12 protein-coding genes and 1 pseudogene are annotated in these 14,995 nt (G+C 60.3%); 5 read left to right on the top strand and 8 right to left on the bottom strand.

Going from position 1 to position 14,995, the window contains the following annotated elements; translation table 11 throughout:
- Positions 1-11: 11 nt before the first annotated feature.
- Entirely contained in the window at positions 12-446 is a 435-nt protein-coding gene (locus DFR46_RS05760) for an ExbD/TolR family protein (protein WP_116235580.1), read from the top strand.
- A 228-nt stretch (positions 447-674) separates the two neighbouring features.
- Here the strand turns inward: DFR46_RS05760 and DFR46_RS05755 are convergent, their stop codons facing one another.
- Entirely contained in the window at positions 675-2,450 is a 1,776-nt protein-coding gene (locus tag DFR46_RS05755) for an ABC transporter transmembrane domain-containing protein (protein WP_116235579.1), read from the bottom strand.
- A gap of 130 nt (positions 2,451-2,580) precedes the next feature.
- Here DFR46_RS05755 and DFR46_RS05750 point away from each other — a divergent pair, with 130 nt between their 5' ends.
- On the top strand, positions 2,581-3,801 hold the full coding sequence (locus tag DFR46_RS05750) for a polyhydroxyalkanoate depolymerase (RefSeq protein WP_116235578.1): 1,221 nt from the start codon (positions 2,581-2,583) through the stop codon (positions 3,799-3,801).
- Positions 3,802-3,868: 67 nt separating this feature from the next.
- Here the strand turns inward: DFR46_RS05750 and DFR46_RS05745 are convergent, their stop codons facing one another.
- From DFR46_RS05745 to DFR46_RS05735, 3 genes are read right to left on the bottom strand one after another with little or no spacing between them, the layout of a single operon-like run.
- Positions 3,869-5,047 (bottom strand): acetyl-CoA C-acyltransferase, encoded by a 1,179-nt coding sequence (locus tag DFR46_RS05745; RefSeq protein WP_116235577.1) that lies wholly within the window; start codon positions 5,045-5,047, stop codon positions 3,869-3,871.
- A 27-nt stretch (positions 5,048-5,074) separates the two neighbouring features.
- Positions 5,075-5,617, bottom strand: a complete 543-nt coding sequence (locus DFR46_RS05740) for a carboxymuconolactone decarboxylase family protein (RefSeq protein ID WP_116235576.1) — start codon at positions 5,615-5,617, stop codon at positions 5,075-5,077.
- Positions 5,614-6,072 (bottom strand): MaoC family dehydratase, encoded by a 459-nt coding sequence (locus DFR46_RS05735; protein WP_116235575.1) that lies wholly within the window; start codon positions 6,070-6,072, stop codon positions 5,614-5,616. The genes DFR46_RS05740 and DFR46_RS05735 overlap by 4 nt, the downstream gene beginning before the upstream one ends.
- 142 nt (positions 6,073-6,214) lie before the next feature.
- Between DFR46_RS05735 and DFR46_RS05730 the strand changes: the two genes are divergently transcribed.
- Both DFR46_RS05730 and DFR46_RS14935 read left to right on the top strand, forming a co-directional pair.
- The gene (locus DFR46_RS05730) at positions 6,215-9,202 is read left to right on the top strand and encodes an L-glutamate gamma-semialdehyde dehydrogenase (RefSeq protein WP_116237176.1); all 2,988 of its coding nucleotides are present in this window, start codon (positions 6,215-6,217) and stop codon (positions 9,200-9,202) included.
- Positions 9,183-9,812 (top strand): annotated as a pseudogene (locus DFR46_RS14935) (chloramphenicol phosphotransferase CPT family protein). The gene DFR46_RS05730 and the pseudogene DFR46_RS14935 overlap by 20 nt, the downstream one beginning before the upstream one ends.
- A gap of 9 nt (positions 9,813-9,821) precedes the next feature.
- Here the strand turns inward: DFR46_RS14935 and DFR46_RS05715 are convergent.
- The 4 genes from DFR46_RS05715 to DFR46_RS05700 are packed head-to-tail and all read right to left on the bottom strand — an operon-like array spanning position 9,822 to position 13,696.
- A complete protein-coding gene (locus DFR46_RS05715) occupies positions 9,822-10,991 on the bottom strand; it encodes a mechanosensitive ion channel family protein (protein WP_245953696.1) in 1,170 nt (389 codons plus the stop codon).
- A gap of 50 nt (positions 10,992-11,041) precedes the next feature.
- Positions 11,042-12,133: an acyltransferase family protein gene (locus tag DFR46_RS05710; protein ID WP_116235572.1), complete on the bottom strand. Its 1,092-nt coding sequence runs from the start codon at positions 12,131-12,133 to the stop codon at positions 11,042-11,044.
- A complete protein-coding gene (locus tag DFR46_RS05705) occupies positions 12,130-13,518 on the bottom strand; it encodes a putative O-glycosylation ligase, exosortase A system-associated (protein WP_116235571.1) in 1,389 nt (462 codons plus the stop codon). The genes DFR46_RS05710 and DFR46_RS05705 overlap by 4 nt, the downstream gene beginning before the upstream one ends.
- A complete protein-coding gene (locus DFR46_RS05700) occupies positions 13,511-13,696 on the bottom strand; it encodes a hypothetical protein (protein WP_116235570.1) in 186 nt (61 codons plus the stop codon). The genes DFR46_RS05705 and DFR46_RS05700 overlap by 8 nt, the downstream gene beginning before the upstream one ends.
- A gap of 94 nt (positions 13,697-13,790) precedes the next feature.
- Here DFR46_RS05700 and DFR46_RS05695 point away from each other — a divergent pair, with 94 nt between their 5' ends.
- Positions 13,791-14,993, top strand: coding sequence for a TIGR04063 family PEP-CTERM/XrtA system glycosyltransferase (locus DFR46_RS05695; RefSeq protein ID WP_116237174.1), 1,203 nt, complete (start codon positions 13,791-13,793; stop codon positions 14,991-14,993).
- Positions 14,994-14,995: the final 2 nt, after the last annotated feature.

Raw genomic sequence — 14,995 nt, 5'->3', positions numbered from 1 at the left:
AGTAGTATAGCATGGGTGGAAAAGTAGGGCCTGCCGCCGCCGAAGACGATCCGATGATCGACATCAATACGACGCCGTTGATCGACGTCCTGCTGGTGCTGCTGATCATGTTCATTATCACGATCCCGATCCAGACTCACGCGGTCAAGATCGACTTGCCAGTCGCCAATGATGATCCGCCACCCGACAATCCGATCGATCCGATCAAGAACGAGGTCTATATCTCACCGACCGATCAGATTCTGTGGAACGGTGAACCGGTTACGACACAGACGCTGCGTCAGTATCTGGATATCACGGTTACCATGACGCCAGTTCCGGAACTGCACATGTTTCCGGATGCTCAGGCACGGTACAACACTGTCGATAATGTGCTTGCCGTTACACGGCGCGCGCAGGTCACCAATATGGGCTTTATCGGCAACGACCAATATCGTCAGTTCTAAGCTGGCGCCTCTCAGATAAGGAAAGGGCGGTCCGCATGCGGGCTGCCCTTTTCTTATGGGAGTAGCTAACAAGCGAACCCGGTTGCGTAGAGACGGGCATGAATGGCAGTGAAAAGAGAGACGTCTCCGGCTTCAATCCGCTGGCATTAAGCGCGCCTCAGGGCCTCTTCAGATGCCTTCACCCCGCAGATATGAGCGCACTGCTATAGCAGCTGGCGCCGCGAGCCTTTACGCGGCGTTGCTCTCAAACTGCAACTGCGCGAGCCGGGCATAGAGGCCGTCCTGGCCCATTAGGGCCGCGTGATTGCCTTCCTCGACGATCCGTCCACCGTCCATAACGATGATGCGGTCTGCCGACCTTACGGTCGCTAACCGGTGGGCGATGACGATCGTTGTGCGGTCTTTCATGAGCCGCTCCAGAGCCTGCTGGACGAGCTGTTCGGACTCGGCATCGAGCGCTGAGGTCGCTTCATCCAGGAGCAGGAGAGGGGCGTCGCGCAACAGGGCGCGTGCAATCGCCACACGTTGCCGCTGGCCGCCTGAGAGGCGAGCTCCGCCTTCGCCCAGATAGGTGTCGAGGCCGTCAGGGAGCTCGCGCAGGAACTCGGCGGCATTGGCTGCTTCGGCAGCGTTCCACAGGGCGTCGTCGCTGGCCTCCCAGTTGCTGTAGCGAAGATTGTCGCGCGCGGAGGCGGCGAAGATTACTGTATCCTGCGGCACCATGGCGACCCGCCGGCGAATGGCGGCCGGATCGGCGTCGTGCAAATCCACTCCGTCCAGCAGCACTTGCCCCTGCTGGGGATCGTAAAAGCGCTGGATGAGCTGGAACAGCGTCGATTTGCCGGCGCCGGACGGTCCGACAACCGCAACCAGTTCACCCGGCTCGACCGCGAGCGAGAAATCCGCGAGCGCCGCGGTTTCCAGCCGGGTCGGATAGCGGAATGTGACATCGTCGAAACGGAGATGGCCACGTGCCGGTTCAGGGAGAGGTTTGGGATTAGCCGGTGCCCGGATCTCCGGCACCTCGCGAAGCAGTTCGTTCAAACGCCCGGCGGCGCCTGCGCTGCGCATCAGTTCTCCATATACTTCCGTCAGGGCGCCGAACGCCCCGGCGACTATCATTCCTGTAAGTACGAAGGCCGCTACCGCGCCGCCGGTGATCTGGCCATTGATGACATCCGATGCGGCCTGCCACATCACCATGGTGATCGCGCCGAAGATCAGGGTGATGACGATTGCGGTCATGACGGAGCGGATAATGATCCGCCTCCGGGCTGTAGCGAAAGCGCTCTGTACGGCAGCATCGAACCGGTCGGCTTCGCGGTTCTCCTGCCCGAAGGCTTGAACGATCTTCATGGCTCCCAGCGTTTCGGAAACCATGGCGCCGACATCGGCGATCCGGTCCTGGCTGAACCGCGAGACATTGCGCAACTTCCGGCCGAGTATCACGATCGGGCCGATCGCGAGCGGGATGCCGAGTAAGATCATCAGCGCGAGTTTGGGGGAGAGGGTGAACAGATAGATCGTTCCGCCTATCCCCATCACCAGATTGCGCAGCGCAATCGAGATCGTCGTGCCCACCACCATTTCGATTACCGATGTGTCAGACGTCATGCGCGACGCGATTTCCGATGGCCGGTTTTCTTCAAAATATTTGGGATCCAGGGCAAGCAAGTTGCGTTGCACCGCAACACGCAAATCGGCGACGACGCGTTCGCCAAGCCAGGATACGAAATAGAATCGCAGCGCCGTCGCCAGAGCGAGCACGACGACGATGAAAAAAAGATAATAGAAATATTGCGCGATATCGGTGTCGAGGCCGCTGAAACCGCGATCGATGACACGTCTGAAACCGTCCGGAATGGCCAATGTCGCCCCGGCTGCGACGAGCAGCGCAAGGCCGGCGCCGAGTATCCGGAACGGATAGCGGATCGCAAAGCGCCAGATTATCGCAAGGTTGCCGAGGTTCCGGGCTTTCCCCGTGTCGCTGTCATTATCTGCCATGGCGTTCGCCTAGCAGTGGGGCGCATCCTGCTCAACACAGGCTTTTTCAGATGCTGCATTGCAACATCGGTGTAAAGAGGCCTAGAGTAGGACCGACTGCGGCTGCACTGTCGCCCATTCGGGAACTTTTATGCTCTATAACATGTATGAAATGCAGCGTTCCATGCTTGCCAGCGCCAGCGCGATGGCCGAGTGGAGCGCCGAAATCCTGCAGAATCCCGCTAATCCCTTTTCCTATAGCGGCATGGGGCCGGTCGTCGCTTCCGCGCTCGATGTTTTCGCCCATGCCGCCGCGCCGCGCGGCAAACCGATTTTCGGTATCGAGTCGGTGAAGGTCGAAGGCGAAGCCGTTCCAGTTTCCGTGAAAATCGAAGCCCGCAAGCCGTTCGGGCAGCTCAAGCATTTTCAGAAAGAGGGCGTGTCCGGTCAGCCCAAATTGCTGATCGTTGCGCCGATGTCAGGCCATTTCGCCACGCTGCTGCGTGATACGGTAGACCGGATGCTTCCCGGCCATGATGTCTGGATCACCGACTGGCGCGACGCAAAAACGGTTCCTTTGTCGGACGGTGTTTTCGATCTCGATACCTATATCGATTATCTGGTCGAATTTCTTGAGCATATCGGGCCGGGCGCGCATATGCTGGCGGTGTGCCAGCCATCCGTGCCCTGCTATGCGGCGGCTGCGCTGATGTCGGCGGACAAGCATCCCGACCGGCCCCGCACCCTGACCATGATGGGCGGGCCGATCGATACACGCGAAGCCCCGACCACGGTCAACACGCTGGCCACCCAGCGACCGCATGCCTGGTTCGAACAGAATGTGATCGCAACCGTCCCGCTCTATTATCCGGGCGCCGGGCGCAAGGTGTATCCCGGCTTTCTCCAGCTCGCCGGCTTCATGTCGATGAATCTCGGCAATCACATGATCAGCCATTGGGAAATGTTCAAACATCTGGTCGAGGGCGATGGCGACAGCGCCGATGCGACGAAGGATTTCTACGACGAATATCGCTCAACCTGCGATATGACGGCGGAATTCTACCTGCAAACTGTCGATGTGGTGTTCCAGACCCATGCGCTTCCCCGCGGCGAATATCGCCATAAGGGCGAGCTTATCGATCCGGCCGCGATTACCGATATCGGCATGCTGGCGATCGAAGGCGAGCGCGACGATATTTCCGGGCTGGGGCAGACGAAGGCCGCACTGACGCTTTCGTCCGGTCTTCCGGCCAAGAAGAAGAAATATTATATGGCGGAGGAAGTCGGCCATTACGGCATCTTCCACGGCCGCAAATGGCGCGAGCGCATTGCGCCGGTGGTGGAAAACTGGATCGCTACGCACGACGATTAGAAGCCCAATGAAAAAAAAGGGGCGTCGGTCAATTCCGGCGCCCCTTTTTCTTCATTCTGGGATCGACTTAGAGGACCTCGAAAAGTCCCGCTGCGCCCATGCCGCCGCCGACGCACATGGTGACGACGACATATTTGGCGCCGCGGCGCTTGCCTTCGATCAGCGCGTGGCCGGTGCAGCGCGCGCCCGTCATGCCATAGGGATGGCCGATCGAGATCGAGCCGCCATTGACGTTGAGCAGCTCGTTCGGAATGCCGAGCGTGTCGCGGCAATAGAGAACCTGCACGGCGAACGCCTCATTCAGTTCCCAAAGCCCGATATCGTCCACCGAGAGGTCGAACCGTTCGAGAAGCTTCGGAATCGCGAAGACCGGGCCAATGCCCATCTCGTCGGGCTCGGTGCCCGCAACCGCCATGCCGACATAGCGGCCGAGCGGCGTCAGGCCCTTTTTTTCCGCAATCGAGGCTTCCATCACGACACTGGCCGATGAGCCGTCGGACAGCTGGGACGCGTTACCGGCGGTGATCGTCATATCGGGACCCATGACAGGCTGGAGGCTTTGTAGGCCTTCGAGCGTCGTCGAGGGGCGGTTGCCTTCGTCCTTGGTAAGCGTGACTTCTTCCTCGCTGGTGTCGCCGGTGGCTTTGTCGACCACGATTTTGGTTGTCGTGGTCGGGACGATTTCGTCGTCGAACTTGCCGGCTTCCTGCGCTGCGGCCGTCCGCTTCTGCGATTCCAGCGAATATTCGTCCATGGCTTCGCGGCTGATATTGTACCGCTTGGCGACGGTTTCTGCGGTGCCCAGCATCGGCATATAGACATCTTTGTGCATCGCGATCAGCGCGGGATCGGGTTGGACGCGCATTTCCTTGGTCTGCACCAGCGAGATCGATTCAAGGCCGCCGGCGACAACGCAGTCCATCCGGTCAACGATAACCTGCTTGGCAGCGGTTGCGATCGACATCAGGCCGGACGAGCACTGGCGGTCCATCGTCATGCCAGACACGGTGAATGGCAGCCCCGAGCGCAGCGCGATCTGGCGTCCGACATTCGAGCCGGTAGAGCCCTGCTGAAGGGCGGCACCCATGATGCAGTCGTCGACTTCGCCGCCTTCGATGCCAGCCCGCTCGACAGCGGCCTTGACGGCAAAGCTGCCCAGGGTCGGGCCCAGTGTGTTGTTGAAAGCGCCGCGATAGGCTTTGCCGATCGGTGTACGGGCGGTGGAAACGATGACTGCGTCACGCATGGTGAAACTCCTTAATATTTCAGATAACTAGGCCGGAATTGGCGAAGTGCCGGGTTCCTGGGGAATATCGAATGTACCGATGATAAGGGCGACGCCCTGGTAAAAGGCAACAAGCTGAACAATTTCGAATATCTGATCCGATGAAAAATGCTCGGAAATCCGGGCAAATTCTGCATCGTCAAGATGGCGGCGGTCGATGAGGATATCAACCGTGGCGATCAATGCCGCATCGCTCTCAGACCAGCCACCGGACTCGGCGTCCTTGTTGGCCAGCGCCTCAAGCTGATCGCGATCAATGGCGCAGCGCTCGGCAAAGAGCGTGGCATGCATGCCCCATTCATAGTCCGCGCCGATCCGGGCCGCCGTACGGAAGATCGCCAGTTCGCGCTCGCGCATGGGGAGGGGGCCCTTGTCGAGCAGCGATCCGCCGGTAAATTTTTCCCACGCGCGCTGGGACGTGCCGATGATGCGGAACAGCATCGGCGCATCGCCGCCTTCCGGCGTCAGCGCGTTAAGGGCCGGGGCGAGAGCCTCGGGATAGGGCCGGGTCAGAGGCGCGATACGGGTCATGTAAAGAACTGGCTAATCCATTCCGCTATCAGCGCCGGCTTGTCTTCACCTTCGATCTCGACGGAAAATTCGAGCGTTTGCTGATACTGGTTCGGGCGTTTTTCAATCAGTTCGAGCAGCTTGAAATGGCCGCGCACCCGCTTGCCGGATTTTACCGGAGCAAGGAAACGAACTTTGTTGCCGCCATAATTGACGCCCATTTTCACGCCTTCGGGGCGCGGACAATCAGATTCAGCCATCAATCGGGGGAAAAGGGAAAGCGTAAGAAAACCATGGGCAATCGTCGTGCCGAACGGCGTCATCTTCGCGGCTTCCTCGTTCACATGAATGAACTGGTGATCGCCCGTGGCATCGGCAAATTTGTTGATCATTTCCTGATCGACCAGAACCCATTCGGATGAGCCGAGAGGCTGTCCAACCATGTTCATCATTTCGTCAATGCTGACGGTGCTCATATGCGTTTCCTCTTTGCAAAAATCTGCTAAATAGCGCTCGCTTCCCGACCATAGTGGAAGCCAATTCCTCGAACCGCAAGGCCCGTTCATGCCCAGCCAGATGCACGATCCCGATTCCGCTACGTCAGCCGCATGGCTCCATATGGAAGAGGTACACAGAGCGCCCGAACCCGAAGTGCTGGCACCGCTTCTCGAGCGTGCGCGACTCGGAGCCGCCGAACGTGATCGTATCGTCGCGACTTCCCTCGAACTTCTGGCCGATCTGCGCGAGGGTCAGCGGACGGGCTGGGTGAACCAGTTTCTGCAGGAATACCGGCTCAATAGTTCCGAAGGGGTGGCGTTGCTCAGCCTCGCCGAAGCCTTTTTGCGCGTGCCCGATCCCGATACGGCGGACCGGTTGATCGCCGACAAGCTGGGTGACGGCGATTGGCGCAGCCATGCCGGTCATTCGCATTCGCAACTGGTCAATTCGGCCACCTGGGGACTGGTAATCGGCAGGGCACTGGTCGGCCAGAATCAACAGGCCAATGCCCTGAAACGGCTCATCGCGCGATCCGGCGAACCCTTTGTTCGCCAGGCTGTCGGCGCGGCGATGCGCATGATGGGCGAGATTTTCGTGATGGGCCGGACGATCGAGGAAGCGATCAAACGAATGAAAAAACCTGAGCATAGGGGCTTTACCGCAAGCTTCGATATGCTGGGCGAGGCGGCGCGCACTTTCCCGGACGCCGAGCGCTATTTCACGTCCTATCTCGGTGCCATTGAGGCCGTTGGCAAGGCCCGCAGCGGAGGTTCTACCGAAGCCAATCATTCGATTTCCGTCAAACTGTCCGCCCTGCATCCGCGATACGAGGTGGCTCAATGGGGCAGGTGCGTCCCCTATCTGACCGAAAGGCTGGAGACACTGGCTGAAGCGGCCGCCAAGGCGGGTATCGGGCTGACGGTGGACGCGGAGGAATCGGAGCGGCTCGAAATGAGCTTCGATATCATAGAGGCGGTTGCCGAGCTTCCCGCGCTCAAAGGATGGAACGGCTTCGGCATGGCAATCCAGGCTTATGGTAAGCGCGCGCAGCGCACGATCGGTTGGGCCGAGGCTCTGGCCAGCCGGACGGGGCGGATGATGCCGGTGCGGCTTGTCAAAGGTGCCTATTGGGACAGCGAGATCAAGCACAGCCAGGAGATGGGCCTGCCCGATTACCCGCTGTTCACCCGCAAGGCCGCAACCGATGTCTGCTATCTCGCCTGTGCGAAGGACATGCTCGAAGCCAAGGCGATCCGACCCGCCTTCGCGACGCATAACGCGCTGACGGCGGCCACGATCATCGAATGGGCGGGCCCGCGCGGTAAAGACGGTTCCGCCAGTTTCGAGTTTCAGCGGCTTCACGGCATGGGCGAGGGGCTGTTCGAGCGGCTGGTGCGCGAAAAAGGGCATCGTTGCCGGATTTACGCCCCGGTCGGCGGGCATCGCGATTTGCTGGCCTATCTCGTGCGCAGGCTGCTTGAGAATGGCGCGAATTCGAGCTTCGTCCATCAACTTGCCGATGAACATCTGACCGATGAACAGCTGCTGGCGGATCCGGTGGACAGGATCGTTGCGGTGGGCGGAACGCGCCATCCCAGCATTCCGCTGCCCGGCGATCTGTTCATGCCGCAGCGACCCAACAGCCAGGGTCTGGATCTGGAAGACTGGCGGGTGCTGAAACGGGTGAAGGAAGGCATTGCCGGGCGCTCCGGCATCGGCCCCGAACCGGAGCCCGTGACAGATGTCGCACCGCTCGTCGACCGCGCGGCCAGGGCCTTTCCTGGCTGGTCGGGATTGCCGATCGAGGACCGCGCAGCATGCATGATCCGCCTTGCCGACCTGTTAGAAGAGCGCCGCGGCGAGCTGATGGCGCTGGCGGTCCATGAAGCCAACAAGACCATCCCCGATGCGCTGGCGGAGGTGCGAGAGGCCATCGATTTCTGCCGCTATTACGCGGGCGAAGCTGTCGAAAAGCTGCAGCCGGTGGAACTTCCGGGGCCGACGGGCGAGAGCAATATCCTGCGGATGGAGGGGCGCGGCGTGTGGACCTGTATCGCGCCCTGGAATTTTCCGCTGGCTATATTTACGGGGCAGGTCGCCGCGGCGCTGGTCACCGGCAATACGGTAATTGCCAAGCCGGCACCGCAAACGCCGCGTATCGCCGCCGAGGCCGTGCGGCTCGCGCATCTGGCCGGAGTGCCGGAAGACGCACTGATCCTGGTACCGGGCGGCCCGACTGTGGGCGCGGCATTGACCGGCGACCCTCGCATCGCTGGCGTCGCCTTTACGGGCTCCACCCCGACAGCGAAGAAAATCGCGCAAAGCCTGCTGGAAGGGGACGACCGCCCGATTGTACCGCTGATCGCCGAAACTGGCGGCGTCAACGCAATGATCGTCGATTCAACCGCGCTGGCGGAGCAGGTGGTTGCCGATGTACTTCTTTCTGCATTCGGTTCGGCTGGCCAACGCTGTTCGGCGCTTCGGTTGCTGCTCGTGCAGGAAGAAGTCGCCGAGCATATGATCCAAATGCTGACCGGGGCCATGGATGCGCTGATCGTCGGCGACCCGGCAGATCCGGCAACGGATGTCGGCCCCGTGATAGACGATGCCGCTTATGACAAGCTGATGACGCATCGGGCGGCGATGAAGGATCGCTGGGTCAAGACGCTTGAAGTGCCCGAAAAAGGGCGCTTTGTGCCCCCGACATTGATCCGTCTGGATAGTATGGACGATCTCAAAACCGAGTGGTTCGGCCCGTTGCTGCATGTTGCTACCTGGAAATCGGGCAAGCTCGAAGAGACTGTCCAACGCGTCAACGCCAAGGGCTTCGGCCTGACAATGGGGCTGCACAGCCGCATTGCGCGGGGTAGCGAGCTGGTCGAGGCGCGGGCCCGTGTGGGCAATCTCTATGTCAACCGATCGATGATTGGCGCGATTGTGGGGTCGCAGCCCTTTGGCGGCGAAGGCCTGTCGGGAACCGGACCAAAGGCCGGCGGCCCGCATTATCTGCCGCGCTTCTGCGCCGAGCGTGTGACAAGCATCGATACGACGAGCGCGGGCGGAAACGCCTCGCTTCTCTCGCTCGACGATGTGGGGCTGGGGCTTTAGGCGGCGGTGCCGCCGGACGCTGATGATGATCCTAATCCTCAACGGATGCACGTCTGCGGGCAAATCGAGCATCGCGCGGGCACTGCAAGATGCGTTTGACGAACCGTATCTGACGACTGGCATCGACGATGCGTTGCGGATGATCCCAGCCGGGTTGCACAATGATCCGGACGGGGTGTCGTTCGTGAAGGAAGAGGGCGACGGAGGTGTTCGCCTTGCGCTTGGCAGTTTTGGCCGCGCGGTGCTCAACGCGCATCATCGCGCCATCGCGGCCATGGCCCGCGCCGGCGTGAATCTGATTCTCGACGAGGTCATTCTGGATGCCGATTTGCGCAAAGACTGACTGGTTGCGCTCGATGGCCTCGATGCGCTGTTCGTTGGCGTGCATTGCGGGTTGCGAGAACTGGAGCGTCGCGAGGTCGCGCGCGGTGACCGTATTGCAGGGCAGGCCCGCGGCCAGTTCGGCATCGTTCATCGGGACATGGTTTACGACATTGAAGTAGACACGACAGAGATCGGCGCGGCGGCCGCCGCGGCTGTTATCGTCGAGCGTATTCGTGACGGCACCGCGGGTGCAGCGCTGGAGCGGATGCGCGCCGGTCTGACCTGACCCAGGGAATCAGCTGTCGCCCGATGCCCCCCAGCCGCCTTCGGGATAGGGCATGATCATCTCGCCGTCGGGGGCCGCGGTAAAGGTCGTTTGCGTCGGATAGGCGAATTCCAGACCTTCTTCGGCAAAGCGCTGAAAGATCGCGATGCCGATGGCATGGCGGGCGTTGTAGACGACCTCGTAATTCGCGCTCTGCACGTCGAACTGCAGTTCATAGTCGAGGCTCGACGCGCCGAAGCCGGTGAAGCCGGAGCGGATGAAAGTGTGGCCTTCGGCGTTGATGATATCCCGCAATATGTCCGGCACGCGGCGGGCCTTTTCCGGCGGCGTCTGGTAGATTACGCCCACATTGAAGGTTACCCGGCGGCGATTGAGCCGGGTCAGGTTCATGATCTCCTTGTCGAGCAGGTTGGTATTGGAGATGATGACCTCTTCGCCGGTAACCGCGCGCAACCGGGTTGATTTCAATCCAATCTGCTCGACCGTTGCGAATGTGCCGTCATAATGGACGGCATCGCCAACCTTGAAAGGCTTGTCGAAAATGATCGAGAGCGCGGCGAACAGGTCTGAGAAGATGCCCTGCGCCGCAAGACCGATTGCGATCCCGCCGATCCCGAGGCCAGCAACGAGGCCGGTCACGTCGACGTTCAGATTGTCCAGCACCACGATACCGGCGATCGCCACGACGCCGAATGTAACCAGCACGCGGATCAGTTTCATCGCGCTGCCCAGCGCTTCGCTCGAGCTTTCGTCGGTTCTCGTCCGGTGTTCGACAAAGCCGAGAATGATGGAGCGGGCCCATATCGCGGATTGAACCACCATCGCGATCGAAAACAGGAAGCCGATTGATCGGGCGATAAGGCCAGGGGCGTCTGAGAAGACGGCGACGACTTCCAGCGCAAGCGCTATCATGAACCATGTGCGCGTCTTGGCCATCGTCCGGCCGACCACCGATTGCCATGTTTCCAGACTGGTATTGCGTTCGTACCAGCGGCGTCCGTAGCGCCGCAGCCCGACCATCACGAGCACGATAATCGCCGCGAAACCGAGGCCGATGAGAATCTCTGCCGTATGGGTATCAAGCCATGTGATGGCGTCCTGCCCGACTTTGTGAAGTCGTTCGGCGACATTCATTTCGGTGATGTCGGGGATAATTTCGATGGAGGTCGGTTCGGTCATGGTTGAGACGGCTCTTAATATGGTATCGGCCGCCTTGTCGAGCAAAGCCGTCAGCCAGCGGGCGCTTTCCTTGCGAACAACAGGTCGAATCGCGCATTGAGGAAGCGTTGAGCCGGGCGTTCTACGGCATGATACAGCCCGATCGAGACGATGAGCGTGAGCGCGAGGAAGCCGGTAAGCCCAGCCCAGCCCATCTGCCCGTTTTCGCCTACGAAGAGGATTTTGAAGAGCACGAACAACAGGAAATGGGAGAGATAGGTCGCATAGCTGACTTCGCCCAGATAGTGCAGCGGAGCTGCGGTGAGCGGGTTGCGCGGCATGGTGGCGGTCAAGGCCGCCGTCAACAACAGACCTGAAAAGGCGAGCGGTACGACAAGCGTTTCTGCGACCATGCCCGTCAATCCCAGCACACCGGCGAGAATGGTGCTCGCCATGGCAAGCAGCGCGGGTTTGGCCGGATGGTCTCGCCAGCGGAGCCAGAGCGCGCAAAGGATCGTCCCCATGGTAAATTGGAGCAGGCATCGGACCAATCCGGTTTGGGGGATATTGCTGTCGAGCAGCGGCGCGTCCATCGCGACGAAGAAATTGTGCAGGAGGAGTGTGAGCAGACCGATCAGCATGAGCAGCGTCAAAGTCGGCACCTGGCGCCAGTCGACTGCCAGGACGATGAGGGGGAATATCAGATAGGCGGCGGTTTCCGTGCTGATCGACCAGGCCGGGTCGTTCCAGTTCAAATCAGTCGTGAAGCCCCAGTTCTGGATCAGAAGCAGGTGCAGCGGCAACTCCCGTATCGGAAACTCCTGCGGGCTGGCTCTCCCCGTTGCGGCAAGCATGAGCGCAAAAACGATCGCGCCGCACAGGATCGCGAAATGGAGTGGATAGATGCGGGCGAATCTGCGGGCCAGAAAGGAAGGTATCGCCGCGATCCCGTTCTCGGATATCCGGTCGCGATAGCTAAGCCAGATCACGAACCCGGAGAGCAAGAAGAAAAAATCGACTGCGAGATATCCCTTGGAGAATATCGCCAGCGCTTCCGGCGAGAGGATGTCGGTAGTCGACATGCGGATATGGTAGAGAACCACATACCATGCAGCGATGCCGCGCAATGAGGTGAGCGCGGTGAGATCGGGCTTGCCGTTCATGATCGCGCGCGCATCGCGGTCGAAAACCCGGACGAGGCCTCCGACGTTTCCCTTAGCGGCTGAAAGCCGTCGCGCTTGCGAATGCGGGCTAGATAAGTGTCGAGTCCGATCTGGACGGACAGCAGCATGAGCACGAATGGCTGGAACGCAATGCCGACAAACAGGGCGCCGACCAGATAGATCAGCTGTGCATGTTGCAATGCTGTAGCCAGCGGAGACACCCATTTATAACCCGGTGGTGCCCGTTCGCCGCGATAGCGCCGGCGCAGCCACTCCATGCGCAGAATGCCGATGCCCTGAATGGCCAACCAGAGCCCAAGGCCGATCCAGCCCTGCTCGCCGAGCATTTCGAAATAGGCGGAGTGATAGGCCCGGCCGCGATCGTTGACGAAGCTGCGGCTGATCGTTGTGGTGCCGCCGGACTCCGCAGCCTCGCTGGTGAAATAGGAGAAGCTGTTGCCGCGATAGGCTTCAAACCCGCCGCCCAGAGGATGTTCCTGCACATAATCGAACGTCCAGCGCCACACGGCAATTCTGGTGCTGGCGGATTCGTCCGCCTGATAGGTTCGGATGGTGCCCATACGTTCGGCGAACGAGCTGGGGAGGAGGGGGATCGCAAGGAGCCCGCCTACTGCCGCTCCGGCAATCAGCAACCCTCGCCGTTTTGAATCGCGCAGCAAAAGGATCGCCAGCACGGCAATACAGATCAGGCCGGTGCGGGCCTGCGTTCCGATCGGTGTTAGCAGACAGGCGAAAATAAGCGCATAGCAAAAAGCGGAAACCCGCCAGTCCGGTGGGAAAACGGTGCCGTTTTTTACGAAATAGAGGATGATGGGGATGACCATGACGGCGACCATGGCCAGCGTCGAATCCTCATAAAGGCCGCTGTTGCTGTCCACCATCATGGCGAAACTGCCATAGCCGCTACCGCCCAGTGCGGTTTTCAATCCGGCGCCGATCACGATTGCCGCCAGCGACAGGATCATGAAGAGCAGGGCGGTTTCGATCCGTAATTTGGTGCGCAAGGCCAGCGGCAGGAAGATCGCGAAGACCATCGATTTCCAGACCCAATCCCATTTTTCGAAAGCCTCGGCCTGGAAGTCGGCGACATAATAGGTTGTGAGCCCGCAATAGATAAGGAGCAGCGCCATCAGGATCTGCCGGGGCGCGATCCGCACATCGTCTTTCTTGTCCGTAATCACCCAACCGACAATCGCGAGTGCGAACATCACCAGCGAAACCGGCAGGCTGCTGAGCAGGAAATAGGAGATATGCTGCGGCGAGACGATATCGATGTAGATATAGCCGAGAATGAACAGGAACGGCCGGCGGATGCCCAGCACAAGCAAGGCACCCAGAAAACCGGCCAGGCCGAGATCACGCATTGGAGACCGGCTCCGGGTCCCCGGCAGCACCGGATTTCTTTATCGGTCGGCCGATCAGGTCGGTTTTCCGCGGGCCGCCGTCGGCGCCGTCATCGTCGAGATCGGGCCGGGACATCAGGCGCCAAGCGACAAGGAGCAACAGCCCATGGCTCAGCGCTAACGAAAATATATCAATCATTGCGGTTTTCCGGTTCCCAGACACGATGCCTCACTGTCCCATCTACAGTGCAGCGGTTAGCGGGGCGTTAAGCAGTTTGTGCGAAGGCATGGGCATGCGTATTTTGCACATCCTTGATCATTCCATGCCGATGCACAGCGGTTACACCTTTCGGACGCGTGCGATCCTCAAGGCGCAGATAGCGCGCGGCTGGGAGGTTGCCGGGGTAACCGGCTCGCGGCACACGGCCGACGGCGACGATGTCGAAACTATCGATGGTCTGACCTTCTATCGCACACCGCCGCCCGAAACGATGACGCCGCCGCTGCGCGAATGGCGCGAGATTGCCCTGCTTGCCGAACGGATCGAGGCGGTAGCCGAAGAGTGGAAGCCCGATCAGCTGCATGTCCATTCGCCGGTTCTCAACGCCATGGCGGCCCTGCGTGTGGCGCGGCGCCGGAACCTGCCGCTGATATATGAGATTCGCGCCTTCTGGGAAGATGCGGCCGTTGGCAACGGCACGGGCAGCGTCAATTCGCCGAAATACTGGCTGACCCGCATGCTCGAAACGCATGCGGCGAACCAGGCCGATGCAGTTGCCGTGATTTGCGAAGGACTGCGTCTCGACCTTATTCGCCGCGGCGTCGATGGCGACAAGATCATGGTGTCCCCGAACGGCGTCGATATGGCGCTGTTTGGCGATCCTTCGCCGGCAGATGCGAAGCTTGCCCGGTCATTGGGGCTTTCCGGCAAGGATGTCGTCGGCTTTGTCGGAAGTTTTTACGATTATGAAGGCCTTGACGACCTGATCGCCGCGATGCCGCGGCTTGTGATGGCGCGGCCCGATGCACATCTGTTGCTGGTCGGTGGCGGGCCGATGGACGATGCGCTGCGGGCGCAGGCGGAGCAATCCGATGTTGCAGACCATATCCATTTCACCGGGCGGGTTCCGCATGAAGAGGTCGAGCGGTTTTACAGCCTGATCGATATTCTCACCTATCCGCGCAAGAAGATGCGCCTCACCGAGCTGGTGACGCCGCTCAAGCCCCTTGAGGCAATGGCGCAAAAAAGGCTGGTTGCCGCATCGGACGTCGGCGGCCATCGGGAACTGATTGAAGATGGCGTTACGGGAACGCTTTTTGCGCCGGATAACCCCGAAGCTCTGGCGGCAGCGCTGGCAGATATGTTCGCCCACCGCGAAAATTGGGATGAGCGCCGCAATGCCGCGCGCGCATTTGTTGAGCGCGATCGTAACTGGTCGTCAAACATTTCCCGTTATGCCCCTGTTTACCAAAAACTCACCGGCAAGGCTGTTTAGGT

This window comes from Parasphingopyxis lamellibrachiae (genome assembly GCF_003385775.1).
Classification (GTDB): domain Bacteria; phylum Pseudomonadota; class Alphaproteobacteria; order Sphingomonadales; family Sphingomonadaceae; genus Parasphingopyxis; species Parasphingopyxis lamellibrachiae.
This window is presented reverse-complemented; position numbering and strand designations above follow the sequence as displayed.

Excerpts from the sequence above, each read along its gene's own strand:
- DFR46_RS05760 (WP_116235580.1), top strand. The coding sequence starts at position 12 with ATGGGTGGAAAAGTAGGGCCTGCCGCCGCCGAAGACGATCCGATGATC.
- DFR46_RS05755 (WP_116235579.1), bottom strand. The coding sequence starts at position 2,450 with ATGGCAGATAATGACAGCGACACGGGGAAAGCCCGGAACCTCGGCAAC.
- DFR46_RS05750 (WP_116235578.1), top strand. The coding sequence starts at position 2,581 with ATGCTCTATAACATGTATGAAATGCAGCGTTCCATGCTTGCCAGCGCC.
- DFR46_RS05745 (WP_116235577.1), bottom strand. The coding sequence starts at position 5,047 with ATGCGTGACGCAGTCATCGTTTCCACCGCCCGTACACCGATCGGCAAA.
- DFR46_RS05740 (WP_116235576.1), bottom strand. The coding sequence starts at position 5,617 with ATGACCCGTATCGCGCCTCTGACCCGGCCCTATCCCGAGGCTCTCGCC.
- DFR46_RS05735 (WP_116235575.1), bottom strand. The coding sequence starts at position 6,072 with ATGAGCACCGTCAGCATTGACGAAATGATGAACATGGTTGGACAGCCT.
- DFR46_RS05730 (WP_116237176.1), top strand. The coding sequence starts at position 6,215 with ATGGAAGAGGTACACAGAGCGCCCGAACCCGAAGTGCTGGCACCGCTT.
- DFR46_RS05715 (WP_245953696.1), bottom strand. The coding sequence starts at position 10,991 with ATGACCGAACCGACCTCCATCGAAATTATCCCCGACATCACCGAAATG.
- DFR46_RS05710 (WP_116235572.1), bottom strand. The coding sequence starts at position 12,133 with ATGAACGGCAAGCCCGATCTCACCGCGCTCACCTCATTGCGCGGCATC.
- DFR46_RS05705 (WP_116235571.1), bottom strand. The coding sequence starts at position 13,518 with ATGCGTGATCTCGGCCTGGCCGGTTTTCTGGGTGCCTTGCTTGTGCTG.
- DFR46_RS05700 (WP_116235570.1), bottom strand. The coding sequence starts at position 13,696 with ATGATTGATATATTTTCGTTAGCGCTGAGCCATGGGCTGTTGCTCCTT.
- DFR46_RS05695 (WP_116237174.1), top strand. The coding sequence starts at position 13,791 with ATGCGTATTTTGCACATCCTTGATCATTCCATGCCGATGCACAGCGGT.